The 24,784-nt window shown below is 70.9% G+C and carries 13 protein-coding genes; 5 read left to right on the top strand and 8 right to left on the bottom strand.

From position 1 onward, the window contains the following. Positions 1-27: 27 nt before the first annotated feature. The 6 genes from pchI to pchR all read right to left on the bottom strand — a co-directional run bounded on the left by pchI (position 28) and on the right by pchR (position 15,318). Positions 28-1,752 (bottom strand): ABC transporter ATP-binding protein PchI, encoded by a 1,725-nt coding sequence (gene pchI, locus ACI766_RS03620; protein WP_087823947.1) that lies wholly within the window; start codon positions 1,750-1,752, stop codon positions 28-30. Further along, entirely contained in the window at positions 1,749-3,461 is a 1,713-nt protein-coding gene (pchH, locus tag ACI766_RS03615; protein WP_412828491.1) for an ABC transporter ATP-binding protein PchH, read from the bottom strand. Before pchH ends, pchI begins: the two co-directional genes overlap by 4 nt. Beyond that, the gene (gene pchG / locus ACI766_RS03610; protein WP_023091011.1) at positions 3,458-4,507 is read right to left on the bottom strand and encodes a pyochelin biosynthesis thiazoline reductase PchG; all 1,050 of its coding nucleotides are present in this window, start codon (positions 4,505-4,507) and stop codon (positions 3,458-3,460) included. The genes pchH and pchG overlap by 4 nt, the downstream gene beginning before the upstream one ends. After that, positions 4,504-9,933: a pyochelin non-ribosomal peptide synthetase PchF gene (pchF, locus tag ACI766_RS03605; protein WP_412828490.1), complete on the bottom strand. Its 5,430-nt coding sequence runs from the start codon at positions 9,931-9,933 to the stop codon at positions 4,504-4,506. Before pchF ends, pchG begins: the two co-directional genes overlap by 4 nt. After that, the gene (gene pchE / locus ACI766_RS03600; protein ID WP_076938828.1) at positions 9,930-14,234 is read right to left on the bottom strand and encodes a pyochelin non-ribosomal peptide synthetase PchE; all 4,305 of its coding nucleotides are present in this window, start codon (positions 14,232-14,234) and stop codon (positions 9,930-9,932) included. Before pchE ends, pchF begins: the two co-directional genes overlap by 4 nt. A gap of 193 nt (positions 14,235-14,427) precedes the next feature. After that, the gene (pchR, locus tag ACI766_RS03595; protein WP_003106955.1) at positions 14,428-15,318 is read right to left on the bottom strand and encodes a pyochelin biosynthesis transcriptional regulator PchR; all 891 of its coding nucleotides are present in this window, start codon (positions 15,316-15,318) and stop codon (positions 14,428-14,430) included. 229 nt (positions 15,319-15,547) lie between these two features. Here pchR and pchD point away from each other — a divergent pair, with 229 nt between their 5' ends. Genes pchD through pchA form a run of 4 tightly spaced genes read left to right on the top strand, consistent with a single transcriptional unit; the run spans position 15,548 to position 19,675 of the window. Continuing rightward, positions 15,548-17,191 carry a pyochelin biosynthesis salicyl-AMP ligase PchD gene (gene pchD, locus ACI766_RS03590; RefSeq protein WP_016852424.1) on the top strand — a complete coding sequence of 548 codons (1,644 nt, stop codon included), beginning with the start codon at positions 15,548-15,550 and terminating at the stop codon, positions 17,189-17,191. Continuing rightward, positions 17,188-17,943: a pyochelin biosynthesis editing thioesterase PchC gene (gene pchC / locus ACI766_RS03585; RefSeq protein WP_003114687.1), complete on the top strand. Its 756-nt coding sequence runs from the start codon at positions 17,188-17,190 to the stop codon at positions 17,941-17,943. The genes pchD and pchC overlap by 4 nt, the downstream gene beginning before the upstream one ends. Further along, positions 17,943-18,248 (top strand): isochorismate lyase PchB, encoded by a 306-nt coding sequence (gene pchB, locus ACI766_RS03580; protein WP_003106950.1) that lies wholly within the window; start codon positions 17,943-17,945, stop codon positions 18,246-18,248. The genes pchC and pchB overlap by 1 nt, the downstream gene beginning before the upstream one ends. Next, a complete protein-coding gene (pchA, locus tag ACI766_RS03575) occupies positions 18,245-19,675 on the top strand; it encodes an isochorismate synthase PchA (RefSeq protein ID WP_003114686.1) in 1,431 nt (476 codons plus the stop codon). The genes pchB and pchA overlap by 4 nt, the downstream gene beginning before the upstream one ends. 88 nt (positions 19,676-19,763) lie before the next feature. On the opposite strand, the gene ssb is transcribed toward pchA, so the two are convergent. Together ssb and ACI766_RS03565 are read right to left on the bottom strand one after the other, a co-directional pair. Further along, on the bottom strand, positions 19,764-20,261 hold the full coding sequence (ssb, locus tag ACI766_RS03570; protein ID WP_003114685.1) for a single-stranded DNA-binding protein: 498 nt from the start codon (positions 20,259-20,261) through the stop codon (positions 19,764-19,766). A gap of 16 nt (positions 20,262-20,277) precedes the next feature. Further along, on the bottom strand, positions 20,278-21,666 hold the full coding sequence (locus tag ACI766_RS03565; protein WP_003103910.1) for an MFS transporter: 1,389 nt from the start codon (positions 21,664-21,666) through the stop codon (positions 20,278-20,280). 213 nt (positions 21,667-21,879) lie between these two features. On the opposite strand from ACI766_RS03565, the gene uvrA reads away from it, so the two are divergent. Continuing rightward, positions 21,880-24,717: an excinuclease ABC subunit UvrA gene (gene uvrA / locus ACI766_RS03560; protein ID WP_034002818.1), complete on the top strand. Its 2,838-nt coding sequence runs from the start codon at positions 21,880-21,882 to the stop codon at positions 24,715-24,717. Positions 24,718-24,784 lie beyond the last annotated feature (67 nt).

Here is a 24,784-nt window from a genome sequence, read left to right as displayed (position 1 = left end):
GGGGCTTTTTCGATTGCCGGTCTTTCTCTATCGATCCACGGCCGTCGCGGAACTTTCCTCGCCCGCCAGCCCGACGAAACCGGCATACCAGTCGTCCCGGACGAGCAGATCGGCGTGACGTCCGCTGAGGCGCAGGCGCCCCTCCTCCAGCAGCAGTACCTGGTCGGCCTGACGCGCCAGCGCCGGGCGGTGGGTCACTACCAGCAGGGTGCGCCGGCCGCGCAACCCGAGCAGGCTGCGCAGCACCTGCGCCTCGCTGGCGGCGTCGAGGCTGGCGGTGGGCTCGTCGAGCAGCAGCAACGGCGCCGTCGAGAGCAGCCCGCGAGCCAGGCACAGGCGTTGCCGCTGGCCGCCGGACAGCAGCGCGCCGCCGGGACCGACGTCGCTGTCCCAGCCCTGCGGCCAGGCCTCGATCTCTTCCAGCAGGCCAACCGCCCGTGCCGCCTCGCGCAGCGCTTCGAGATCGGCGTCCGCTCGCGCCATGCGCAGGTTCCAGGCAACGCTGCCGCGGAACAGGCCGTTGTCCTGGAACACCAGGTTGCGACTGGCGGCGAGGGTCGTTTCGCTCAACCGGCGGATATCCACGCCACCCAGCAGGACACACCCGGCGTCGGCGTCGTAGAGCCGCCCGAGCAGCGCCAGCAGGCTGCTCTTGCCGGCCCCGGAGGGTCCGACGAGGACGTTCAGCGAACCCGGCTCCAGCCTCAGGGAAATGTCCTCGAGCAAGGCGCGGCCATCTTCCAGACGCAATTCCACGGCCTCGGCCGCCAGCCTGGCGTCGTGCGGCCGCTCGCCCGGCTCGGGGCTGCGCAGCGGAGCCAGGGCGAAAACCCGCAGCAGGGTATCCAGCGCCTGCCAGGCGCCGCGCAACGCCTGGTCGAGATGGGTGAGCTGGGCCAGCGGCTCGATGAAGCGCACCAGCAGCACCAGCACGGCCACCAGTCGCGCGCCGTCCAGCCATTGCCGCTCCACCGCCCAGGCGCCGCCGAGCAGGGCGAAGGCGAACGCCGCCTGCACCGCCAGGGCGAAGCCGAGGCCGCTGGGCAGGCTGCGCCGCAACAGATCCAGGGTGCTGCGGTGGAGACTGCGCAAGGCCTCTTCCAGCCCCTGGCGGGCGACGCTTTCGCGCTGCGCCGCGCGCAGCAGCGGCTGGCGTTCGGCGAACGCCTGCAACTGCCGTGCAGCGTCGCGCTCGGCGGCCAGCCGGGCATCCTCCGCCGCCAGATTGCGCCGCCCGCTCCAGCGCAACAGCGCAGCGAGGACGGCACCGGCAACGAGCAGGCCGAGGGCGATGGACGGGTCGATCAGGAACAGCCCGAGGATCACCCCGAGCGGCGTCACCAATGCGGCGATCAGCGGCCCCAGCAGGTGCGCCGGAATGCCCATCGCCTGCATCACCGGACCGCGCAGCAGGCCTTCGGCCGGCGCGACCCGGCGCAGCGCCGGCGGCGCCAGGCGCGGCAAGCGCGCCACCAGGCTGCGCACCAGTCCAGCCGCCAGCGAGCCGCCGGCGGCGAAACCGCGACGCAGGGCCAGGTACTGCAACAGCGCCTGCGCCAGGCTCAAGCCGAGCAACGCGGCGACCCAGCGCCAGGGCAACGCGCCTTCGGCGAACCAGGCCTCGACCAGCGGCACCAGCAATACGCCGCAAGCGGCGTCCAGCAGCGCCGCCAGGACCGTCCAGGCGCTCGCCCGGCGCAACGCGGCACGGCAGTCTTCGGGCAGCGCACGCATTCGTTCGAACAGGGTCATGCCGCCACCTCCGCGCCGTTCTGTTCACGCCACAAGCGCGCATAGGCGCCGTCCGCCGCCAACAGCGCCGCGTGCTCGCCGCGTTCGACCAGACGGCCAGCGACCAGCACCAGGATCAGGTCGGCATCGCTGACTTCGGCCAGACGATGGGCGACGATCACCCGGGTCCGGCCGCCGCCACGCTCGCGCAGGTCGCGCAGGACCTGCCGGGCGGTCTGCGGATCCAGCGCCGAGGTCGGCTCGTCGAGCAGCAACAGGCGCGCCGGCGATAACAGCGCACGGGCCAGGGCCAGTCGTTGCAGTTCGCCGCCGGACAGTTGCAGGTCGCGTCCCGGCACGCTGTCGTAGCCACGTGGCAGGGCCATGATGCGCTCGTCGAGGCAGGCGTCACGGGCCGCCTGGCGAATCTCCTGGAGATCGGCATCGGGGCGGAACAGGGCGATGTTGTCGGCCAGGGATATCTCCAGCGCCGCCGCCTGCTGGCCGACCAGCGCGATATGCCGGTGGCGCACGGCATCGGGCATGTCCTTCAGTGCCAGGCCGCCAACCTCCAGTTCGCCGCGCTGCGCGTCCATGTAGCGCGCCAGCAGGTGCAGCAGGGTGCTCTTGCCGGAGCCCGAGGGGCCGACCAGGGCCACCAGGCTGCCATCCTCCAGCTCCAGATCGATATCGGCCAGGACCTCCACGCCTTCATAGGCATGGCCCAGGCCGTGCAGCGCCACCGCGCCATCGACCGGCTCGCGGGTCGAGCGGCCCTCGGCCAACGGCGCCTGGTCGAATACCTGCTGCAGGCGCTCGGCGGCGGCGCGCGCGCCCAGCAGCGCGTCGCCGCCGTGGCCGAGCGCCTGCACCGGGGCGGCCAGGGCCCGCAGCAGGAGCAGGAAGGCACAGGCCTGGCCGAGCGCCAGCGGCACGCCGAGGGCATCCAGGACCAGCGCGCCGAGCAGGACCCAGGCCAGCAGCCAGGGCGTCGACAACTGCACGTAGACCAGCGCGGCGAGGTGGCCGACCCGCTTCACCCAGGCGCCGAACGCTTCGCCGAAGGCCGCCGCCGACGCCTCGGCGCCCTGTTGTATGCCGGCGCCGGGGTACTGTCGGGCCAGCAGCAGGTTGTGGGCGAATTCGCCATAGTCCGCCGAGAGCCTTTCCAGCGCGGCGTTGCGCCGCAGCACCAGGTCGCGGTAGCGCGCCGAGCGCAGCAGCAGGAAGCCGGCGGCGGCCAACACCAGCGGCAGCAGGCAGAACAGCAGCAGCCAGGGGTGCAGCCAGGCCAGCCAGAGCAACGCGACGAGCGGCACCACCAACAGGTTGCTGAGATCGTAGGGAGCGTGCGCGATCAGTTGGTGCAGGGCCCGCACGTCCTGCTCCACGAGGCGCGCCACGCCGTCCGGGCCCTGGCGACCGAACCAGTCCAGCGGCAGCCGTTGCAGGTGCGCCAGCAGGCGCAGGCGCAGGTCGTTGCAGAGGTCCGCGTCGACCCGGTGGGCCAGGTGCGCGGCCAGCGCCTGGCAGCCCAGCCAGGCCAGCACCGCCAGCAGCACCAGGGCCAGCAGGGCCGGCTGCGCCTGGCCGCGCGCCAGCGGCTCGGCGAGCCAGGCGAGAAGCATCCAGGGCAACAGCGAGCAGAGCCCGGCCAGGGCCTGCAACCCCATGGCCGCCGCCAGCCGCCAGCGATAGGTGCGCAGCAGGCGCCACAGCACCGGGGTCACGAGGCTTGCTCCAGCACCTGTTCCAGGCTCGCCGGCGCCAGCGACGCCGGCGGCGCCTCGGGGAAGCCAAGGCGCTCGCCGATCCGCTGCCACAGGGCGGCGACCTCCAGGCTGCGCTGGTTGCGCCGGCGCACCTCGTCGCCGTCGGCGAGCAGCGCCAGCGCCTCGGCCGCCGCCGCCGGCCACAGGCGCTGGTGCACCTGGGCCCAGCTGCACGGTTCGGCATACCAGAGCTGGGCGCTGGGCAGCGGTTCGCCGGCTATCTCGTCGAACAGCGCGAACAGGCCGTCGTCATCCTCTGCCGGTACCGCCACCGCAGGCGTCCACAACAACGGGCCATGGGGGCTGAGCAGGCTCAGCGTGCCGCGATCGGTGGTCAGGCTGACGCGCTGCAACAAGGTCATGCGCCCGTCGTCGGCGGCCGCCATTTCGTTGAGCACGTGCAGGCTCAACGGCACTTCCGCCAACACCAGGGACAGCCCGCGCATCGCCGACAGGTCGTTCGAGGGCGACTCCAGCGACCAGGGGCCGACGCCCTCCAGCAACGCGGCGAGGATGTCCAGGGTGGCGAAACCGACCTGCACCCCGCAGGCCGCGTCCAGGTGGCGGATGCCGCGCCGGCGATGCAACTGGCGGCCCAGCTCGATGAAACGCGCCACCGCCGGCAACTGCGGATAGAAGGTGTTGAGCAGGCAGCGCCGGCCCAGGCGCTCGGCGCTGCGCAGCAGGTCCTGCCATTCGCGCGGCAGCAACGGATGCTCGATCAGCACGTCGATGCCACGCGCCATCAGCGCCTCGGCCAGCGCCGGGCCCTGCTCGCCGCGTGCCGCGCCGCCGACCGCGACGCAGGCCAGGCGGACATCGTCCGGCAACGCCTCGACCTCGCACCAGGTCTCCACCCCGAGGCGCTCGGCCAACGCCCGCGAACGCCGGCTGCCCTGGCCAAGGATGCCGCGCAGGACGAAGCGCGGATCGGCGGCGACGCCGGCGGCATAGAACTGGCCGAACCGGGAACCGGCGACCACCACGGAACGGACGTCGCTCATCGGCTCGCCTCCTCTGGCATGGGTTTCGACAAGAATTGCGCCAGGGCTTCGCCCAGGCAGTCGAAGTGCCCGCCGGGCACCTCGTGGATGCCGCACGCGCCGAGCGCGGCGGCCCGCCATTGGGTCTCCAGGGCCTCGGCGTAGCGCGGCACCAATGGGTTGCCGGCGTCCGGCACGAACAGCCGCAGCGCGCCGACGTAGGGCTCCGGCGCCGCGGCCTGGCTGGCACGCACCGAGTGACAGAACAGTCGGTAGAGGGTGTCGCGTTCGACGCTGACGGCGTCGGCGCTACCGCTGGCCGCCTGTAGCACGCGGCCGCGCAGGGCGACGAGATCGGCCAGGCCCGGCAGCCCCGCCAGCGCCTCGGCGCCCAGGCGCTCCGGTGTCTGCGCGAGCGCCGCCTGCACCGCCTGGCCGAGACGCTCCGGCGCGGGGAAGCCGAGCGCCGCGGTATCCAGGCCGAGGGTCGCGGCGAAGCTGAACAACAGCAGGCGCTCGTCGTCCACCCGGTAGGGAATCCGGTAGCTGGAGACGATATCCAGTTGGCGCACGCGCACCCCGCACTGGACCAGGGACTTGGCGGTCTCCAGGGCGACCAGCCCGCCGGAGCAGTAGCCGAGCAGGTCGACCTCGCGTAGCCCGGCGCGATGGAGCGCCTCGGCGTAGCGGCGGCCGAGGCAGGCGTTGAGATGCTCGGCGGGGATCGCCAGGTAGGCGTCGCTGTCATGCACGGCCAGCCCCAGCAACGGCCGCCCCTCACCCAGGGCGCGAAGCAGCGGGCGGTACGGCAGTAGCGTGCCGAGGCCTTCGTGGACCAGCACCCGCGGCACGCCCTCGCCGGGCACCAGGCGCACCAGCGGGTCGAGCGCCACCGCGCCCTCGGCGAGCGGTGCGCGCGACATGCCGGCCGGCGCCGGGGCGACGCCGCGCGCCGCGGCCAGGGCTGGCCCACGGCCCTCGTCCGGCGCGCTGCGCAGGCGTTCGGCCAGGCCGCGCGGCGTCGGCTGGCTGAGCGCCCAGCGTAGCAGGCGATCGAACGGATGCCGGCGGGCGCTTTCCAGTCGTTCGCGCAAACGGGCGATCAACTGGGCGATCAACAGCGAGTCGCCGCCAGCCCCGAAGAAGTCTTGCTCGACGCCCAGCGACGGGTTGTCCAGCACCTCCCTCCAGAGTGCCAGCAGCGCATTCTCCAGTTCGTCGGCCGGTGCCTGCGCGACGCCATGCCGAAGGTCCGCCTGGGGCTGGCGGGCAAAGCCGGTCAGGGCCTTGCGGTCGATCTTGCCGTTGCCGGTGACCGGCAGGCGTTCGAGCACGCGCAACTGCGCCGGGAGCATGTAGCGCGGCACCCGCGCTTCGACGAAGGCCAGCAGCTCGGCCGGCTCCAGGCGGGCGCGGTCGGTCTTGCAGCGAGCCAGCAGGACATCGTAGCCAAGCAGGTCGAGAGCGCTGCCCGGCGGCACCACCCCACAAGCCAGGTCGCCACCCTGTGCCGCCAGCCACTCCAGCCATTGCCCGGTGTGGACGAACAGTTGGCGGCGCTCGTCGCGGAGGTCGCGCGGGTTCTCCATCATCAGGCTCTGGCTGACGCTGATCTCGTTGTGCTCGCGCGTCAGTTCCTGGATCACCAGCCAGGCGTCGGCGCTCAGCAACTCGCGCAGGCCGGCCAGCAGCGCCGGGGTGTCCAGCGCGTTGTTCAAGGCCCCGGAGCTGAGCAGGATATCCACCGAGTGCGGCGCCACGCCCTGGTCGAGAAGATCGCCGTTCATGTCGAAGCGGCCGAAGCGTACCCACGGCTGGTCGGCGAAGCGCTCGCGGGCGGCGGCGAGGAAGTAACTGGAAACGTCGGTGAACAGGTAGTCCACCTCCACCCCTCGCTGCACCAGCGGTGCCAACCGGGCGATCACCGTGCGGCTGGCGGCGGCGGTGCCGGCGCCAAGCTCCAGCAGGCGCCAGCGCCGTTGCGGCTGGCGCTCGACGATGGCGGCGATGGCCTCGGCCATGGCCTCGTGCAGCGCCTGGGCATGCAGGCCCTGGCTGTACATGGCCTCGGCGATGCGCGCCGAGCCCTGCGGGAACATCAGCGCCGCCGGGCTGATCCGCCCGGCCAGTTGCTCGCCGAGGGATTGCGCGCTGTCACGCAGGTAGGCGACCAGCTCGGCCGGCCAGAGCGCCGCCGGCGCGCAGCCGGCGAACGCCGTCCAGGCGTCCTCCGGACTCTGCGCGGGACGCTCGGCGCAGCCCAGCCAGCCCTCGCCCTCGGCGCGCAGGTAGCCGCCCTCCTCCAGCTGGCGCAACCAGTGGCGCAGCAGGCGCTGGCGCGCCTCGGCGATACCCAGGCGCTGGCACAGGGTGGCGAAGTCCAGCGGCGTCGCACTGGCGAACAGACCGCTGCCGGCCAGCCAGGCGGCCAACGAGGCGAGGCAGGCACGGTCGAGTGCGGCCACCGCCGCGGCGATGCCCTCCTCGCTGCCCCAGTCGCGGCGCAAGGCCTGGGCCGCCCGCTGGCGCACCGCGTCGAGCGCCGTACGCGGATCCTCGCCAGCCTCCACCGGCGCATGCAGGGTGACGAAGCTGGCCAGGCTGCGCTCGTGGGTCTCGCCGAGCACCACGGTGGCCGCCAGGTTGACCTGCGGATGGGCGCACAGCGCGGCGTCCAGCTCGGCCAGTTCGATGCGGTGGCCGCGAATCTTCACCTGGTCGTCCTCGCGACCGAGGAACTCGATGCTGCCGTCGGCCAGGTAGCGGCCGAGGTCGCCGGTGCGATACAGGCGACGGCCATCGGGGTGACGGACGAAGCGTTCGGCGGTGCGCTGCGGATCGCCGGCGTAGCCGAGCGCCAGGCCCACCCCGCCGATATGGATCTCGCCGCGCACGCCCGGCGGGCAGCGCCGCCCGCGGGCATCCAGGACTTCCACGCTCTGCCCGCGCAGGGCACGGCCATAAGGGATGCTGGCCAGCTCGGTGTGCTGCGGGCGGATCGGCTGCTCGATCGACCAGATCGCCGCCTCGGTAGCGCCGCCCAGGCTGAACAGCGCGCTGTCCGGCCAGCGCCGCCACCAGCGGGTCGGCAGGCTGACCGGAATCCAGTCACCGGACCAGAGCACGCAGCGCGGTCCCGGCAGGTGACGTTGCGGCTCGCTCTCCAGGTAATCGATGAGCATCTGGCCTTGGGCCGGCACCGAGTTCCACAGGGTGATGGCGTGGCGTTCCAGCAGTTCCGCCCAGTGCGATGGATCGCTGCCGCGCGCCGGGTCCGGGAGGACCACCTGGGCCCCCGCCGCGGTGGCGCCGAAGAAGTCGTAGACCGAGAGGTCGAAGCTCAGCTCGGCGAGGCCGAGGACGCGGTCGTTGGCGTCGACGCCGTAGCGCTGGTTGATGTCGAGCAGCGTGTTGCTCACCGCCGCATGGCTGAGCATCACGCCCTTGGGCGTGCCGGTGGAGCCGGAGGTGTAGATCACGTAGGCGAGGTCGTCCGCCGCCACCTCCGCCGCGGGCGGTGGCGGCCAGGCGCTGTCGGCGGCCAGCCGGTCGATGGCCACGCAGGCGCAGCCGACGTCCGGGACATCGCTTTCCAGGCAGACCAGCGCGACCACTTCGGCGCTGGCGAGGATCGCCTGGCGCCGCAGCGGAGGCTGGCGGATGTCCACCGGCACATAGGCGGCGCCGGCCTGGAGGATGCCGATCACCGCGACCAATTGCGCGGCGCTTTTCGGCAGCATCACCGCGACCCGCCGGCCACGGCCCGCGCCGTGCGCTTCCAGGACGCGGCGCAGGGCGCTGGCGTGCTGGGCGACCTGGCGGTAGCTGTAGCTGCCGGCGGCATCGTGGATCGCCGTGGCGTCGGGGGTCAGCAGGGCACGCTCGGCGAAACCGGCGGCGATGCTCCGGGCACTACCGGGCAACGCCTGCGGCGGCGCCTCGACGGGTTCCGTGGCATCGCCGTCGGTCCAGGCGCGCGGGCTCTGCGCCAGGCGCCGGAGCAGCCCGACGAAGTCGTCGAACATGGCTTCCGCCTGGCCCTCGGGGAACAACCCGAGGCGTACGTCCCAGCCGATCTCCAGGCCGCCGAACTGGTCGGTGACCTGGCAGTCCAGCCAGACCTGCGGGGTCTGGCTGATCATGTAGCGTGGCGCGCGCGGCGCCTCGCCATCGCCGAGCAGGCGCTGCACACTGCCGATGCCACTGGTGAACACCACCGGCATCAGATCGGCGCCGCGACCACGCCGGCGCGCCAGTTCGCGCAGCAGGTCGACGCCGCTGAAGGTCGGGTGGTCGAGGTCGTCGAACATCTGCTCGCCGATGCGTCGGGCACGCTCGACGAAACTGTCGCCGTGGCGGCTGTCCACTGCCAGCAGGCTGAGCGCGGTGAAGTCACCGAGCACCTGCGCCAGCTGCGGATGCAGCGGCGGCCGGTTGAGTACCGTCAGGTTGAGACAGAACGCCGGTGCCTGGCTCCAGCGACCGATGGTCTCGGCGAAGGCCGCCAGGGCCACGCCGGCAGCGCTCAGGCCGTGTTCGCCGGCGCGCGCGCCGAGCGCCTGCCAGGCGGCCTCGTCGAGGCGCGCGTGGAAGTGCCGGAAGCGCGTGGACCGGGTGTCCGGCTGCACCCGCAGCGGCAGGTCGGGACGCCCCGGTAGCGCGTCGAGACGCGCCAGCCACCAGTCGCGGTCGCGCTGCCAGGCTGGCGACTGGCGTCGGCGCTGCTCGACGCCGACATAGTCGCGGAAGGTCGCCTCCAGCGGTTCCGCCGTCCATTGCGGATCGAGATAGCGGCGGCGCCATTCGCCAAGCAGCAATTGCAGGCTGGCGTAGTCGACCAGGGTGAAATCCACCGAGCAGTGCAGTACGCAGGCATCCCGGCCGATACTCAGCTCGGGGCGCAGGACCGGCCACTGGTCGAGCGCCGCGCAGGCGTGGTCGAGGCGTTCGCGAACCCGCTCCAGGTGCGCCTGGAAAGCGGCCTCGTCGAGCCCCGCGCAGGCATGCACGGTCAGCCGCTGCCAGGGCACCTCGGGCAGCACGCGCTGCCAGGCGTTGTCCTCGATCACCGCGCGCAGCATCGGGTGGCGCTCGACCATGGCGTTCCAGGCCGCCTCCAGGCGCGCCGGATCGGTGTCGGCCGGCCAGTCGTACTCGGCGTACAGCTGGCAGGCGTTACCGCCGTAGTCGAAGGCCGCCTGGCGGCCCAGCACGTAGGCGGCCTGCACCGGGGTCAGTGGGAAGCGCTGGTGGGCCAGGTCGGGTTCGGCGCGCCAGCCAGGGCCGCCTTCCAGGTGTTCCAGCAGGGCCTCGCGCTCGGCCCGCAGGCGCTCGGCGAGGCCGGCGTCGAGGGCGCCCTGGGGGGCGCGATAGCGCAGGCGGCCCGCCTCGATCCAGAGGTCGATGCGCCGGCTGCGGCAGGTTTCCAGCAGTTCGCCGAGGCTCATAGCACGCCCTCTTCCACGATTTCGACGGTCTGCGCCTGCAAGTGGCGGGCAAGACCGGCCAGGGTCGGCTGGCGATAGAAGTCGGCCATGCCCAGGCGTACGCCGAAACGCTCACGTATGCCGGCCAGCAGGCGGGTCGCCAGCAGGCTGTCGCCGCCGAGGCTGAAGAAGCTCGCCTCGCGACGACACACCGAGCGTTTGAGAACCGCTTCCCAGCACTCGGCCAGCGCTTGCTCATGGGCTTCCAGCGGCTCCTCCGCCGAGGGCTCGTGACGACACTCGCCGAGTGCGCGGGTCATGCTCTCGGCCAGGCGGCGACGATCGACCTTGCCATTGCCGTTCAACGGCAGGCTTGGCAGGCACCACAGGCGTTCGGGCCGCATCGCCTGGGGCAGGCGTTGCTCCAGGCCGGCCTGGAGCGCGGCGGCGTCGAGCCCGAGTCCCGGTGCCAGCGCCTCGACCAGGGCGATCCGCTCGCTGCGCCACAGGCAACGCGGCGCCAGTCCCGCAGCGGCGAGATCGGCCAACAGGCTCGGCAGCTCCGCCAGGCGCAGCGGCCGGTCGTCGAGCAAGGCCGCACCGAGCAGCGCCAGTGGCGACTCGCATAGCAGGTCCACCAGCAACAGGCGGCCCTGCGGGCGCAGCAGCGCCGCCGCCAGCGCCAGGCCTTCGCGGCAGGCCTCGTAGGCGTGCAGCGCGGCGAAGCTGATCACCCGGTCGTAGCGACCGAGGTGCTCGGCAGGTAGCAGGCCGTCGTCCAGCGCCTGCACCACGATCCGTTCCGGCAAGCGGGTGGCGGCGGCGTCGAGGAGGACGCGACTGCGTTCGAAGAGGGTCAGTTCCAGCCCCGGGCGCAACAGCGAGGCCATGCCCTGGTCGAGCCAGAGCCCGGCGCGGGTATCCAGCACCGCCACCCGCAGGCGTTCGCCGGCAGCCGGCGTAGGCAGCGCTTCGAGCAGGCGCGCCAGGGCCTCGCGGCCGTCCGGCAGGCGCGCGGCCACCGCCTGCGGCGCCAGCCAGGGATCGAGGAGCAGCGCGGCCGGCGCCTGTTCGCCGGCGAGCAGGCCGCGCAGAGCGTTGCCCATCGCGGTCAGCCCCGCGGCCTGCCAGCCGAGCCGGCGCAACGCCTCGTCGAGCGGCGGCAGCGCGCTGGCGGCGGAGTCCGCTAGCCAGTCCAGCCAGCGCCGGCGCAAACCGTCGTCTAGCTCCAGCGGCGCCTCCAGCAGCGCGCCGAGGATTTCCCGGGTGAGTACCGCCTCGGCCTCTGCCAGGCCGGCGAAGGGCTGTGCGACCGGTAGTTCCATGGAGCCTTCGGCCCGTGGCGCCAGGCGCGGTACCAGCACCGCGCCGAGGCTCGCCACGCCACCGCCGAGCACCGCCGCGCAGGCGCTCTCCACGCCAGCCTGGGCGCACAGCGCGGCCTCCACCTCGCCCAACTCGATGCGCTGGCCGCGCACTTTCACCTGCTGGTCGACCCGACCGAGGAATTCCAGGGTACCGTCGCCCCAGTAGCGACCGCGATCGCCGGTGCGATACCAGCGGCCCTGGGCATCGTGGACGAAACGCCGGGCGCTGAGTTCGGGATCGTTGCGATAGCCGCGGGCCAGGCTGGCGCCGCCGATCCACAGCTCGCCGACCACCAGGTCCGGCACGTCGCGCCCGTGGGTGTCGACCACCCGGTAGGCCTGTCCCGGCAATGGCCGGCCGTAGGGAATCGAACGCCAGTGCGGCGGCACCGTATCGACGCTCTGCAGGTTCGACCAGATGCCCGCTTCGGTAGCGCCACCCAGCACATGCAGGCGGCAGCCTTCGGCACAACGTGGGCGCAGGCGGCCGGGCAGGTCCAGGGCCACCCAGTCGCCGGACAGCAGCACCGCCCGCAGACTGCGATAGTCGGCCTGGCTCGCCGGCAGGCTGAGGGCCATCTCCAGCAAGGCCGGCGCCGAGTTCCACAGGCTCACCGCATGCCGCTGGATAGCCTCCGCCCAGGCAGCGGCATCGCGCGCCTGTTCCTGGGCCGGCAGGACCAGGCTGGCACCGGCGCCGAGGCCGCCGAACAGGTCGAAGACCGACAGATCGAAGTCCAGCGCGGAGACCGCCAGCAAGCGATCCGATGCGTTCACCCGCAGCAGGTCGAGCAGCGCGTCGATGGTATTGATCGCCGCCGCGTGGCTGACCTCGACGCCCTTGGGCACCCCGGTGGAGCCCGAGGTGTAGATCACATAGGCACTCGCCTGCGGCGCCAGCGGCACGGGGGCGGCCAGCGCCGGGCCGCGCAGCAGGCGCTGGACATCCAGGCGCGGCGGCAAGGCCTGCGGATCGTCCTCCTCGGTGATCGCCAGGCATACCCCGGCGGCCTCTTCGATCAGGCGCCGCCGTGCGGGCGGCTGGTCGATGTCCAGCGGCACGTAGCAGGCGCCTGCGGCGAGCACGCCGAATACCGCCGCGACCTGCTGCGGTCCGCGCGGCAGGCTGACCTCGACCGCGTCGCCGGGGCGCACCCCGGCTTCGCGCAGGCCGCCGGCGATGCGCAGCGCACGCTCGGCCAGTTCGCCGCGGGTGACACGTTGGTCGCGATAGAGCAGCGCGTCGGCATCCGGCGCCTCGGCGGCGCGAAGGAAGAAGTCGCGATGCAGGGTGCGCGCCGTGGCGCATGCCGGCTGGCCGTTGAGCAGGGCCCGGCGCGCCTGCTGCGCCCAGGGCAACGGCAGATCGGCGGGCTGCTCCCAGGCGCTGTCGCAGAGACGCTGGAGCAGCCCCACGTATGCTTCGAACATGGTTTCCGGCAGGCCTTCGGGGAACAGGCCGACGACGCTGTCCCAGGCCAGCAGGATACCGTCGCCCACCCGGTAGAGCTGGTGGTCGAGCCAGACCTGCGGGGTCTGCGAGAGCATGTCGTGGAGATCGCCGAAAGCGTCGCGGAAGGCCGCCGGGACGAAGCCCTCCTCGCCCAGGTTGCTGGCGAACACCACCGGCGCCGAGCGTGGCTGGCCCTGCCGGCGCGCCTCGCGGAGCACCTCCAGGGCGGGGAATGCGGCGTGGTCGATGGCTCCGTGGAGGTTGCGCTGGAAGCTCTTCACCGCCTCGGCGAAGGACACCCCGGCCTGCATCCGGCACTCCAGCAGCAACAGGGTGGTGAAGTCGGCGATCACCTCGCCGATACGCGGGTCGTCGGCATGCCGATCGAACAACGGCACGTTGAGGAGAAATTCCGCGCTTTCGCTCCAGCGCGCCAGGACCAGCGCGAAGGCGCAGCCGAACACGCTGGACAAGGTCACGCCATGCTGCGCGGCAAGACGCTCCAGGCGCCGGCTCTCGCCGGCGGAAAGCTGGAATGCCAGGCGCCGGGTGCGCGGCTGGCGGATGCTTTCCGGCGCGCAGGCCAACGGCAGGGCCGGCGCGTCCGGCAAGCGCGGCAGGCGTTCCAGCCAGTAGTCGCGGGCCCGCGCCGCGGCCTCGGCGCGTTGCGCCGCACGGCGCGCCAGGTAGTCGGCGAAATGCAGCGCCGGCGGCTCCGCCAGGCGCTCCGGCGCCAGGTAGGCAACGCCCAGTTCGGCCAGCAGCAGGCGCAGGCTTTCGACATCGGCGGCAAGCAGGTCGAGACTCAGCCAGAGGCGATCCTCGCCGCCCGGCATGCGCACCAGCCCGAGCAGGAACACCTGGCCACGCTCCACCGCCAGGCATTCATGGGCGCGCCAGTCGCGCAGCGCCTGCCAGTCGCGCTCGGCCTCGTCCACCTGCAAGGTGCGCCAGTCCTGCAGGTCGAAGCAGGACAGCGGCGGCGTCGGAAGGATCTGCTGGCGACCGTCGAGGAAGCGCGCCCGCAACATCGGGTGGCGTTGACGCACGCACTCCGCCGCCGCGGCCAGGCGCTGCGGGTCGACATCCCGCGCGCGGAATTCCAGGAAGGCATGGCAGCTGACGTTGCCCAGCACCTCGCCGGCGCCACGTCCCAGCCAGTAGGCCTGCTGCACGGAAGACAGCTCGAACGGCTGGTCGCGATCCTGCGCCGCCGGCAGCGCGACCGTTGCCGGGGCGGACAGCCGGTCCGCGCAGGCCAGCAGGTCGAGCCAGGCCCCCAGGCAGGGGCGCTGCGCCAACTGGGCGAAGTCCAGCGTCGAGCCACGCGCGCGCAGGCGTTCCTGCAGGTACATCAGGCGGATCGAGTCGAGGCCGCAGCCCAGCAGGTCGTCGTCGTCCGCCAGGGCGCGCACGTCGGCAAGCGGTTCACCGAGCAGGTCGGCGAGCTGCTCGGTCAGCCAGTCGCGCAGGGCGGTACGGGAATCGGGGGGCAGATCCATGGGGGCTCCCTAGGGCAAGCATCTGAGGTCGGTTGCCAGTTCCTGGCAACGATTATCAAATGCGACCTTATCTCACTTGCCTGGGAGGCCTGGCCGGCAATGCTTTAGACAGCCGGACTGTTTCGTTAGATGCAGCGTCATCCCGCAGCGGCGACACCCCTCCCGTGGCCGGGTCGGGGGTCGTCGCGGAGACTCAGCGAATCTCGCTGGGGGAGATGCCGTAGCGCTTGCGGAAAGCGATGGAGAAATGCGCCGGGCTGTAGCCCACCCGGTAGGCCACCGTGGAGACGTTCGCCTCTTCGTCGCAGAGCATCCGGTGCGCCTCGCGCAGGCGGTATTCCTGCAGGTAGCCGAATACGCTGGCGCCGAACACCTTGCGAAAGCCGGCAGTCAGCTTGCGCGGGTTCATGCCCACGCGGCTGGCCAGCGTGTCCAGCGACGGCGGCTCCTGCAAGGCGCCGACCAGCAGGTCGCGGGCGGCGTGGATGCGCTCGACCTCCGAGCAGGTGATGCGCGGCTCCTCGACGGGGCGCCCCTCGCCGGAAAGGAACTGGGCGCTGAGCGCGGCCAACTCCAGGGCCTTGCCGCCGAGGTAGAGATCGCGGGTCGGACCGAGCATCTGGCAGGTGGCGATCTGCGAGGCCAACGCCTGCATCGCCCGCGGCGCCGGGCAGCTCATGATCCGCGGATCGCCGCCGGGGCGGCGTATCAGTTGCTCGGGCAGCCAGCCGAGGCGGCTGTCCAGGGCTTCGACGCCGAGCTGGACGATGGTGTAGCGCAACGGCTTGTCAGTGCCGTAGATCTGCGCCGAGGTGAAGTCGCCGTCGTTGGCGATGGTGCACAGGCTCGGCCCCTCGATGAGGTGCTCGGGCTGGCCGGGGATCCGGCAGCGCAACTGGCCGCTCTGCACGAGGATCAGGCGCAGGCCGCGCTCCAGCGGTTCCTCGAACCAGTCCTCGCTGGCCGAACAGAAGGTTCCGGTCACCAGCTTCATGTTCGGATCGATGTGCGCGACGCCGGGCCGGTTGCCCGGTGCCGGCGCGGCGGCATCGGCCTGTGGCGGAGCAATGATGGTGATGGTCATCAGGTTTTCCTGTAGCCCGGGCGCTGCCGACGCGGCGACGCCTTCCTGGATACGTGGGGGCAGGGGGACTTTTTAGCGGAGATGGACAAAGCGCCCTGCACTCCGCCCCTGCAGCGAATGAAAAAGCCCCGCAATCGAAAGGCGCGGGCTTGCGCGGTCCCTGCCGCCCGCCAATGATAATAAATCTCATTTCCCAGCAATGGCAATCGACCGCATCCACGGAGATCGCATGACTTCCTCGCCCGCCACCCCATCGGCCGTCGACGACGCCCCCGACTGGCCCGCCGCCTTCGTCCGCCGCTATCTCGACGCCGGCCACTGGCAGGACCAGAACTTCGCCGAAGCCCTGGCCGCCAGCGCCGCGCGCCATCCGCGGCGGATCGCGCTCTGCGACGACGACCAGCGGCTCAGCTATGCCGACCTGCTCCAGCGCTGCCGCCGCCTGGCAGCCGGACTGCGCCAGGCCGGCCTCGCACATGGCGACACGGTAGTGCTGCACCTGCCCAACGGCATCGCCTTCGTCGAGACCTGCTTCGCCCTGTTCCAGCTCGGCGTACGCCCGGTGCTCGCCCTCCCCGCCCATCGCCAGCATGAGATCAGCGGTTTCTGCCGCTTCGCTGAGGCCAAGGCCTACATCGGCGCCGAACGGATCGACGGCTTCGACCCACGGCCGATGGCCCGTGAGCTGCTCGCCAGCGGCGCCTGCCGGATGGCGCTGATCCACGGCGAGGCCGAGGCGCCGCTGCAAGCGCTGGCACCGCTGTACCAGGCCGACGCGCTGGAAGAATGCGCCGCCCGCGCCGAGGATATCGCCTGCTTCCAGTTGTCCGGCGGCACCACCGGCACGCCGAAGCTGATTCCCCGGCGTCATCGCGAGTATCTCTACAACGTCCGCGCCAGCGCCGAGGTCTGCGGCTTCGACGAGCACACGGTGTACCTCACCGGCTTGCCGATGGCGCACAACTTCACCCTCTGCTGCCCCGGAGTGATCGGCACGCTGCTGGCCGGCGGCCGCGTGGTGGTCAGCCAGCGCGCCGATCCCGAGCATTGCTTCGCCCTGATCGCCCGTGAACGGGTCACCCACACCGCCCTGGTACCGCCGCTGGCGATGCTCTGGCTGGATGCCCAGGAAAGCCGCCGCGCCGATCTATCCAGCCTGCGTCTGCTCCAGGTCGGCGGTTCCAGGCTCGGCAGCAGTGCCGCGCAACGCGTCGCACCGGTGCTCGGCTGCCAGTTGCAACAGGTGCTGGGAATGGCCGAGGGGCTGATCTGCTACACCCGCCTGGACGATCCGCCCGAACGCGTGCTGCATACCCAGGGCCGGCCGCTGTCGCCGGACGACGAAGTGCGGGTGGTCGACGCCGAGGGCCGCGAGGTCGGCCCCGGCGAGGTCGGCGAACTGACCGTGCGCGGCCCCTACACCATCCGCGGCTACTACCGCCTGCCCGAACACAACGCCAAGGCCTTCAGCGCGGACGGCTTCTACCGCACCGGCGACCGGGTCAGCCGCGACAAGGACGGCTACCTGGTGGTGGAGGGCCGCGACAAGGACCAGATCAACCGCGGCGGCGAGAAGATCGCCGCAGAAGAGGTGGAGAACCTGCTGATAGCCCATCCGCAGGTGCACGACGCCACCGTCGTGGCGATGCCCGACAGCCTGCTCGGCGAGCGCACCTGCGCCTTCGTCATCCCGCGCCAGCCGGCGCCCTCGGCGCTGAAGCTGAAGCAATACCTGCACGCCTGCGGGCTGGCCGCGTTCAAGGTGCCGGACCGCATCGAGCTGGTCCCGGCCTTCCCCCAAACCGGCATCGGCAAGATCAGCAAGAAGGACCTGCGCGAGCGCCTGCGCCGCGAGCTGGAGGCCCGCGCATGAGCGCCGCCTGGGTCCGGCCGTTCCGCCTGACGCCGATGCCGCGCCTGCGCCTGGCCTGCTTCCCCCATGCAGGCGGCAGCGCCAGCTTCTTCCGTAGCTGGAGCGAACGCCTGCCGCCAGACATCGACCTGCTTGCCCTGCAGTACCCGGGTCGCGAGGACCGCTTCAACGAGGCGCCGGCCACCCGCCTGGAGGACCTCGCCGACGGCGCCGCCCTCGCCCTGCGCGATTTCGCCGACGCGCCCCTGGCGCTGTTCGGCCACAGTCTCGGCGCGGCGCTGGCCTACGAAACCGCCCTGCGCCTGGAAAGCGCCGGCGCGCCGCTGCGCCACCTGTTCGTCTCCGCCCATCCGGCACCGCACCGGCAACGCGGCGGCGCGTTGCACCGCGGCGACGAGGCGGCGCTGCTGGAGGACGTCCGCCGCCAGGGTGGCGCCAGCGAGCTACTCGAGGACGCCGACCTGCGCGCGCTGTTCCTGCCGATCCTGCGCGCCGACTACCAGGCGATCGAGACCTACCGACGGGCGCAGCCCATCGCCCTGGCCTGCGCCCTCGACGTCCTCCTCGGCGAGCACGACGAGGAAGTCAGCGCCGCCGAGGCGCAGGCCTGGAGCGACGCCAGCCGGACTCCCGCCAGGCTGCGGCGCTTTCCTGGCGGCCACTTCTACCTGAGCGAGGGGCGCGACGCGGTGATCGAGCACCTGCTGCGCCGCCTCGCACATCCCGACGCCCTTTCCCGAGAGGTTGCATGATGAAAACTCCCGAAGACTGCACCGGCCTGGCGGACATCCGCGAGGCCATCGACCGGATCGACCTGGATATCGTCCAGGCCCTCGGCCGCCGCATGGACTACGTCAAGGCGGCGTCGCGCTTCAAGGCCAGCGAGGCGGCGATTCCGGCGCCCGAGCGGGTCGCCGCGATGCTCCCCGAGCGCGCCCGCTGGGCCGAGGAAAACGGACTCGACGCGCCCTTCGTCGAGGGACTGTTCGCGCAGATCATCCACTGGTACATCGCCGAGCAGATCAAGTACTGGCGCCAGACACGGGGTGCCGCATGAGCCGGCTGGCGCCCCTGAGCCAGTGCCTGCACGCCTTGCGCGGCACCTTCGAGCGCGCCATCGGCCAGGCGCAGGCGCTCGATCGTCCGGTCTTGGTGGCGGCGTCGTTCGAGATCGACCCATTGGACCCGCTGCAGGTATTCGGTGCCTGGGACGACCGGCAAACGCCCTGCCTGTACTGGGAACAGCCCGAGCTGGCGTTCTTCGCCTGGGGCTGCGCCCTGGAGCTGCAAGGCCACGGCGAACAGCGCTTCGCCCGGATCGAGGAAAACTGGCAATTGCTCTGCGCCGACGCCGTGGTCGAGGGCCCGCTGGCGCCGCGCCTGTGCGGCGGATTCCGCTTCGATCCGCGCGGCCCGCGCGAGGAACACTGGCAAGCCTTCGCCGATGCCAGCCTGATGCTCGCCGGCATCACCGTGCTGCGCGAGGGCGAACGCTACCGGGTACTCTGCCAACACCTGGCCAAGCCCGGCGAAGATGCCCTGGCCCTGGCCGCCTACCACTGCTCGGCGCTACTGCGCCTGAGGCAGCCGGCCAGACGCCGGCCCTCGGGGCCGACCGCTGGCGCGCAGGGCGACGCTTCGGCGCAGGAGCGCAGGCAATGGGAAGCCAAGGTGAGCGACGCGGTAAGCAGTGTCCGCCAGGGACGCTTCGGCAAGGTCGTGCTGGCCCGCACCCAGGCCCGGCCTCTCGGCGACATCGAGCCGTGGCAGGTCATCGAACACCTGCGTCTGCAACATGCCGACGCCCAGCTGTTCGCCTGTCGCCGCGGCAACGCCTGCTTCCTCGGCGCCTCCCCGGAACGCCTGGTCCGCATTCGCGCCGGCGAGGCACTCACCCATGCCCTGGCCGGGACCATCGCCCGCGGCGGCGATGCCCAGGAAGATGCGCGGCTCGGACAGGCCCTGCTGGACAGCGCCAAGGACAGGCACGAACACCAGTTGGTGGTGGAGGCGATCCGTACGGCCCTGGAACCCTTCAGCGAGGTGCTGGAAATCCCCGATGCGCCCGGCCTGAAACGACTGGCGCGAGTCCAGCACCTGAACACGCCGATCCGCGCCCGCCTCGCCGACGCAGGCGGCATCCTGCGGCTGCTGCAGGCGCTGCATCCGACCCCCGCGGTGGGCGGCTACCCACGCAGCGCGGCGCTGGACTACATCCGCCAGCACGAAGGGATGGACCGTGGCTGGTACGCCGCGCCGCTGGGCTGGCTCGACGGCGAAGGCAACGGCGATTTCCTGGTGGCGCTGCGCTCGGCCCTGCTCACGCCGGGCCGGGGCTACCTGTTCGCCGGCTGCGGTCTGGTAGGCGATTCGGAACCGGCCCACGAGTATCGCGAAACCTGCCTTAAGCTCAGTGCCATGCGGGAAGCTCTATCCGCCATAGGCGGCCTGGACGAAGTGCCCTTGCAGCGCGGCGTCGCCTGAAAACGAAGACCCCCTGCGGCCCGAGGGCGGCAGGGGGTCTTCGAAGGTCTGCCCGTGGCGCGGACGGGCCGCGCCGCAAGGGCGTCGCTTAGAACGGAATGTCGTCGTCGAAGCTGTCGTAGTCCTGGGCCGGTTGCGGCGCCGGTTGCTGCTGCGGGGCCGGACGCGACTGCTGCTGCGGGGCCTGCTGCGGGCGCTGCATGGGCTCGCGCGGGGCGCGCTGCGAATCGTCGCCGGAGGGGCGGCCGCCGAGCAACTGCATGTTGCCGTTGATGTCGACCACGATCTCGGTGGTGTAGCGATCCTGACCGTCCTGGCCCTGCCACTTGCGGGTGCGCAGGCTGCCTTCGACGTAGACCTGGGAACCCTTGCGCAGGTACTCGCCGGCGATCTCCGCCAGGCGGCCGAAGAACACCACGCGGTGCCATTCGGTGCGCTCCTGTTGCTGGCCGGTCTGCTTGTCCTTCCAGCTCTCGCTGGTGGCGAGGGTGATGTTGGTCACCGCATTGCCGTTGGGCATGTAGCGGGTTTCCGGGTCACCACCGACGTTACCAACCAGAATGACTTTGTTAACCCCACGGGCCATGACGTTCTCCTAAGGTTCAGCATCCGCCCGGCGCGGCCTGGGCCAGGCGCTCGAGGGCGGTGCGATCCACTTGTTGGGTATCCACTTTGACATAGGCGGCGGCCTCCTCGGCCACTACCACGGCGTCTGCCACACCGGGCAACGCCCTGAATCGCTGGACCAGCACCGCGTCCTGCAGCGCGGCGGGCGCGAGCGGCAGGCGAATGCTGGTCACATAAGGCGGTTCGCGCATGGTAACAGCAATCGCCAGCCAGAGGGCAGCGAGCACCGCGCATCCGATGAACACCATGCTCAGCCCGCCGTGCTGGAACATCCAGCCGCCGAGGATGCCGCCCAGCGCCGCGCCGAGGAACTGGCTGGTGGAATACACCCCCATCGCCGTGCCCTTGCCGCCGGCCGGCGAGACCTTGCTGACCAGCGACGGCAGCGAGGCTTCGAGCAGGTTGAAGGCAGTGAAGAACACCACCGTGCCGACCACCAGCATGGCCAGGCTGTGACCGAAGACCAGGAAGAACAGTTCGCAGGCCAGCAGGGTCGCCACCGCGCCGGTCAGCACGCGCTTCATGCGACGCTTCTTCTCGGCGTAGATGATGAACGGCACCATGCCGAAGAAACCGACCAGCAGCGCGGTCAGGTAGACCCACCAGTGCTGCTCCTTGGGCAGGCCACCCTCGTGCACCAGTGCCAGCGGCAAGGCGACGAAGCTGGCCATGAGGATGGCGTGGAGGATCAGGATGCCGGCGTCCAGGCGCAGCAGGTCGCCGTGCTTCAGGGTCGGCAGCAGGGCCTGGCGCGCCACGCTGGATTCGCGGTGCTGGGTCATGTGGTCCGGCTGTGGGACGAAGAACAGGATCAGCAGCAGGCCGACCAGCGCCATCCCGGCGGTGAACCAGAACAGCCCATGCAGGCCGAACAGATGGGTCAGCACCGGGCCGAGCACCATGGCCACGGCGAAGGAGACGCCGATGCTCATGCCGATCATCGCCATCGCCTTGGTCCGGTGTTGCTCGCGGGTGAGGTCGGAGAGCAGTGCCATCACCGCCGCCGAGATCGCCCCGGCGCCCTGCAGGACGCGGCCGGCGATCACCCCCCAGATGGAGTCGGCATTGGCCGCGAGGGCCGCGCCGGCGGCAAAGATCAGCAGCCCGACGACGATCACCGGGCGCCGGCCGATGCGGTCGGAAATGGTCCCGAAGGGAATCTGCAGGATCGCCTGGGTCAGGCCATAGGCGCCGATGGCCAGGCCGATCAGCGCCGGGGTCGCGCCGGCCAGGTCCTGGCCGTAGGTGGCCAGCACCGGCAGGACCATGAACATGCCGAGCATGCGGAAGGCGAATACCAGTGACAGCCCGACGGCCGCTCGCGTTTCGGTACCGCTCATCCGCTCAGTATGTGAGTCGTGCATAACACCCTCATGGAAGAAACCGCTGCAGGGCAAGGCCTCATGCCCCTGCCGATGGCGCCGCCGCCCGCTCCTGGGCGGCCAGGGCAATGCCCGCGCCGGAAAAATGCCGCGCATTCTACCAGTCCGCCCCCTCGCGGCACAGGCGCGCCACTTTGCCGCGCGCTAGCGGCCAGCCGTATAATCAGCGGTTTTCGCCCGCCATGCGAGGCCGCTGTGGATAAGATCCTGATTCGTGGGGCGCGTACCCACAACCTGAAGAACGTCGACCTCACACTGCCACGCGACAAACTGATCGTGATCACCGGTCTTTCCGGTTCCGGCAAGTCTTCCCTGGCTTTCGACACGCTCTATGCGGAAGGCCAGCGGCGCTACGTGGAATCCCTCTCAGCCTACGCCCGGCAGTTCCTGTCGATGATGGAGAAGCCGGACGTGGACACCATCGAAGGGCTGTCGCCGGCGATTTCCATCGAACAGAAGTCCACTTCCCACAACCCACGCTCCACCGTGGGTACGATCACCGAGATCTACGACTACCTGCGCCTGCTTTATGCCCGCGTCGGTACCCCGCGCTGCCCGGACCACGACATCCCGCTGGAGGCGCAGACCGTCAGCCAGATGGTCGACCAGGTCCTGGCCCTGCCGGAAGGCAGCAAGCTGATGCTGCTGGCGCCGGTGATCCGCGAGCGCAAGGGCGAGCACCTGGCGGTGTTCGACGAGATGCGCGCGCAGGGCTTCGTCCGCGCCCGGGTCGACGGCAAGCTCTACGAACTCGACGAAGTGCCGAAGCTGGATAAGCAGAAGAAGCACAGCATCGATGTGGTGGTGGACCGCTTCAAGGTTCGCGCGGACCTCCAGCAACGCCTGGCCGAGTCGTTCGAGACCGCCCTGTCCCTGGCCGACGGTATCGCCCTGGTAGCACCGATGGACGAGGACGAGGATGTCGAGGAGATCATCTTCTCGGCGCGCTTCGCCTGCCCGGTCTGCGGCCACTCTATCAGCGAGCTGGAACCCAAGCTGTTCTCCTTCAACAACCCGGCCGGCGCCTGTCCGACCTGCGACGGCCTCGGCGTGAAGCAATTCTTCGACGCGCGCCGGGTGGTCAACGGCGAGTTGACCCTGGCCGAGGGCGCGATCCGCGGCTGGGACCGGCGCAACGTCTATTACTTCCAGATGCTCGGTTCGCTGGCCCAGCATTACGGCTTCAGCCTGGAAGACCCCTTCGACGAACTCGGCGCCGAACACCAGAAGGTGGTGCTCTACGGCTCCGGCCGGGAAAACGTCGACTTCCGCTATCTCAACGACCGCGGCGACATCGTCAAGCGCTCGCACCCCTTCGAAGGCATCCTGCCGAACCTTGAGCGGCGCTACCGCGAGACCGAGTCGGCCACGGTCCGCGAGGAGCTGGCCAAGTTCCTCAGCACCCAGCCCTGCCCGGATTGCCACGGTACCCGCCTGCGCCGCGAGGCGCGGCATGTGTGGGTCGGCGACCGGACGCTGCCGGCGATCACCGCGATGCCGGTCGGCGAAGCCTGCGAGTATGCCGCCGGACTCAGCCTGACCGGCCGCCGTGGCGAGATCGCGGCGAAGATCCTCAAGGAAATCCGCGACCGCCTGCAATTCCTGGTCAACGTCGGCCTCGACTACCTGACCCTCGACCGCAGCGCCGACACCCTGTCCGGCGGCGAAGCCCAGCGCATCCGCCTGGCCAGCCAGATCGGCGCCGGCCTGGTGGGAGTGATGTACATCCTCGACGAACCCTCGATCGGCCTGCACCAACGCGACAACGAGCGCCTGCTCGGCACCCTCACCCACCTACGCAACCTCGGCAACACGGTGATCGTGGTCGAGCACGACGAGGACGCGATCCGACTCGCCGACTACGTCATCGACATCGGTCCGGGCGCCGGCGTGCACGGCGGCCAGGTAGTGGCGGAAGGTACGCCCGACCAGGTGATGAACCACCCCGACTCGCTGACCGGCAAGTACCTTTCCGGGCGCAAGAAAATCGCGGTTCCGGCCAAGCGCACCCCGCGCGACAAGAAGAAGCTGCTGAAGCTGAAAGGCGCCCGCGGCAACAACCTGCAGAACGTCAACCTGGAAATCCCGGTCGGCCTGTTCACCTGCATCACCGGGGTCTCGGGCTCCGGCAAGTCGACGCTGATCAACAACACCCTGTTCCCGATCACCGCCACCGCGCTGAACGGCGCGACTACCCTGGAAGTGGCGCCGTATGACTCGTTCGACGGCCTGCAGCACCTGGACAAGGTGGTCGACATCGACCAGAGCCCGATCGGTCGTACCCCGCGCTCCAACCCGGCGACCTATACCGGCCTGTTCACGCCGATCCGCGAACTGTTCTCCGGCGTGCCGGAGGCCCGCTCGCGCGGCTACGGTCCCGGCCGCTTCTCGTTCAACGTCAAGGGCGGCCGTTGCGAGGCCTGCCAGGGCGACGGCGTGATCAAGGTGGAGATGCACTTCCTGCCGGACATCTACGTTCCCTGCGATGTCTGCAAGGGCAAGCGCTACAACCGCGAGACCCTGGAGATCCGCTACAAGGGCAAGAGCATCCACGAGGTGCTGGAGATGACCATCGAGGAAGCCCGCGAGTTCTTCGACGCCGTCCCCGCCCTGGCGCGCAAGCTGCAGACGCTGATGGACGTCGGCCTGTCCTACATCAAGCTGGGCCAGAGCGCGACCACCCTCTCGGGCGGCGAGGCGCAACGGGTCAAGCTGTCCCGCGAGCTGTCCAAGCGCGATACCGGCAAGACCCTGTACATCCTCGACGAACCGACCACCGGCCTGCATTTCGCCGACATCCAGCAACTGCTCGACGTGCTCCACCGCCTGCGCGACCACGGCAACACCGTGGTGGTGATCGAGCACAACCTGGACGTGATCAAGACCGCCGACTGGCTGGTCGACCTCGGCCCCGAGGGCGGCTCCAAGGGCGGCCAGATCATCGCCAACGGCACGCCGGAGCAGGTGGCCGAGATGTCCCAGTCGCACACCGGCCACTTCCTCAAGCCGTTGCTGGAACGCGATCGCGCCTGATTGCCGGGCGCTCATGAAAAAGCCCCTGCGACCGTGAGGCGCAGGGGCTTTTTCGTATCCGCGGGGT

Source organism: Pseudomonas sp. DL, assembly GCF_047199225.1.
GTDB classification, from domain to species: domain Bacteria; phylum Pseudomonadota; class Gammaproteobacteria; order Pseudomonadales; family Pseudomonadaceae; genus Pseudomonas; species Pseudomonas aeruginosa.
The sequence above is the reverse complement of the archived record's forward strand: the minus strand, read 5'-3'. Positions and strand labels throughout refer to the sequence as shown.

Excerpts from the sequence above, each read along its gene's own strand:
- pchD (WP_016852424.1), top strand. The coding sequence starts at position 15,548 with ATGACTTCCTCGCCCGCCACCCCATCGGCCGTCGACGACGCCCCCGAC.
- ssb (WP_003114685.1), bottom strand. The coding sequence starts at position 20,261 with ATGGCCCGTGGGGTTAACAAAGTCATTCTGGTTGGTAACGTCGGTGGT.
- pchA (WP_003114686.1), top strand. The coding sequence starts at position 18,245 with ATGAGCCGGCTGGCGCCCCTGAGCCAGTGCCTGCACGCCTTGCGCGGC.
- pchC (WP_003114687.1), top strand. The coding sequence starts at position 17,188 with ATGAGCGCCGCCTGGGTCCGGCCGTTCCGCCTGACGCCGATGCCGCGC.
- pchF (WP_412828490.1), bottom strand. The coding sequence starts at position 9,933 with ATGAGCCTCGGCGAACTGCTGGAAACCTGCCGCAGCCGGCGCATCGAC.
- pchE (WP_076938828.1), bottom strand. The coding sequence starts at position 14,234 with ATGGATCTGCCCCCCGATTCCCGTACCGCCCTGCGCGACTGGCTGACC.
- pchI (WP_087823947.1), bottom strand. The coding sequence starts at position 1,752 with ATGACCCTGTTCGAACGAATGCGTGCGCTGCCCGAAGACTGCCGTGCC.
- ACI766_RS03565 (WP_003103910.1), bottom strand. The coding sequence starts at position 21,666 with ATGCACGACTCACATACTGAGCGGATGAGCGGTACCGAAACGCGAGCG.
- pchB (WP_003106950.1), top strand. The coding sequence starts at position 17,943 with ATGAAAACTCCCGAAGACTGCACCGGCCTGGCGGACATCCGCGAGGCC.
- pchG (WP_023091011.1), bottom strand. The coding sequence starts at position 4,507 with ATGAGCGACGTCCGTTCCGTGGTGGTCGCCGGTTCCCGGTTCGGCCAG.
- pchR (WP_003106955.1), bottom strand. The coding sequence starts at position 15,318 with ATGACCATCACCATCATTGCTCCGCCACAGGCCGATGCCGCCGCGCCG.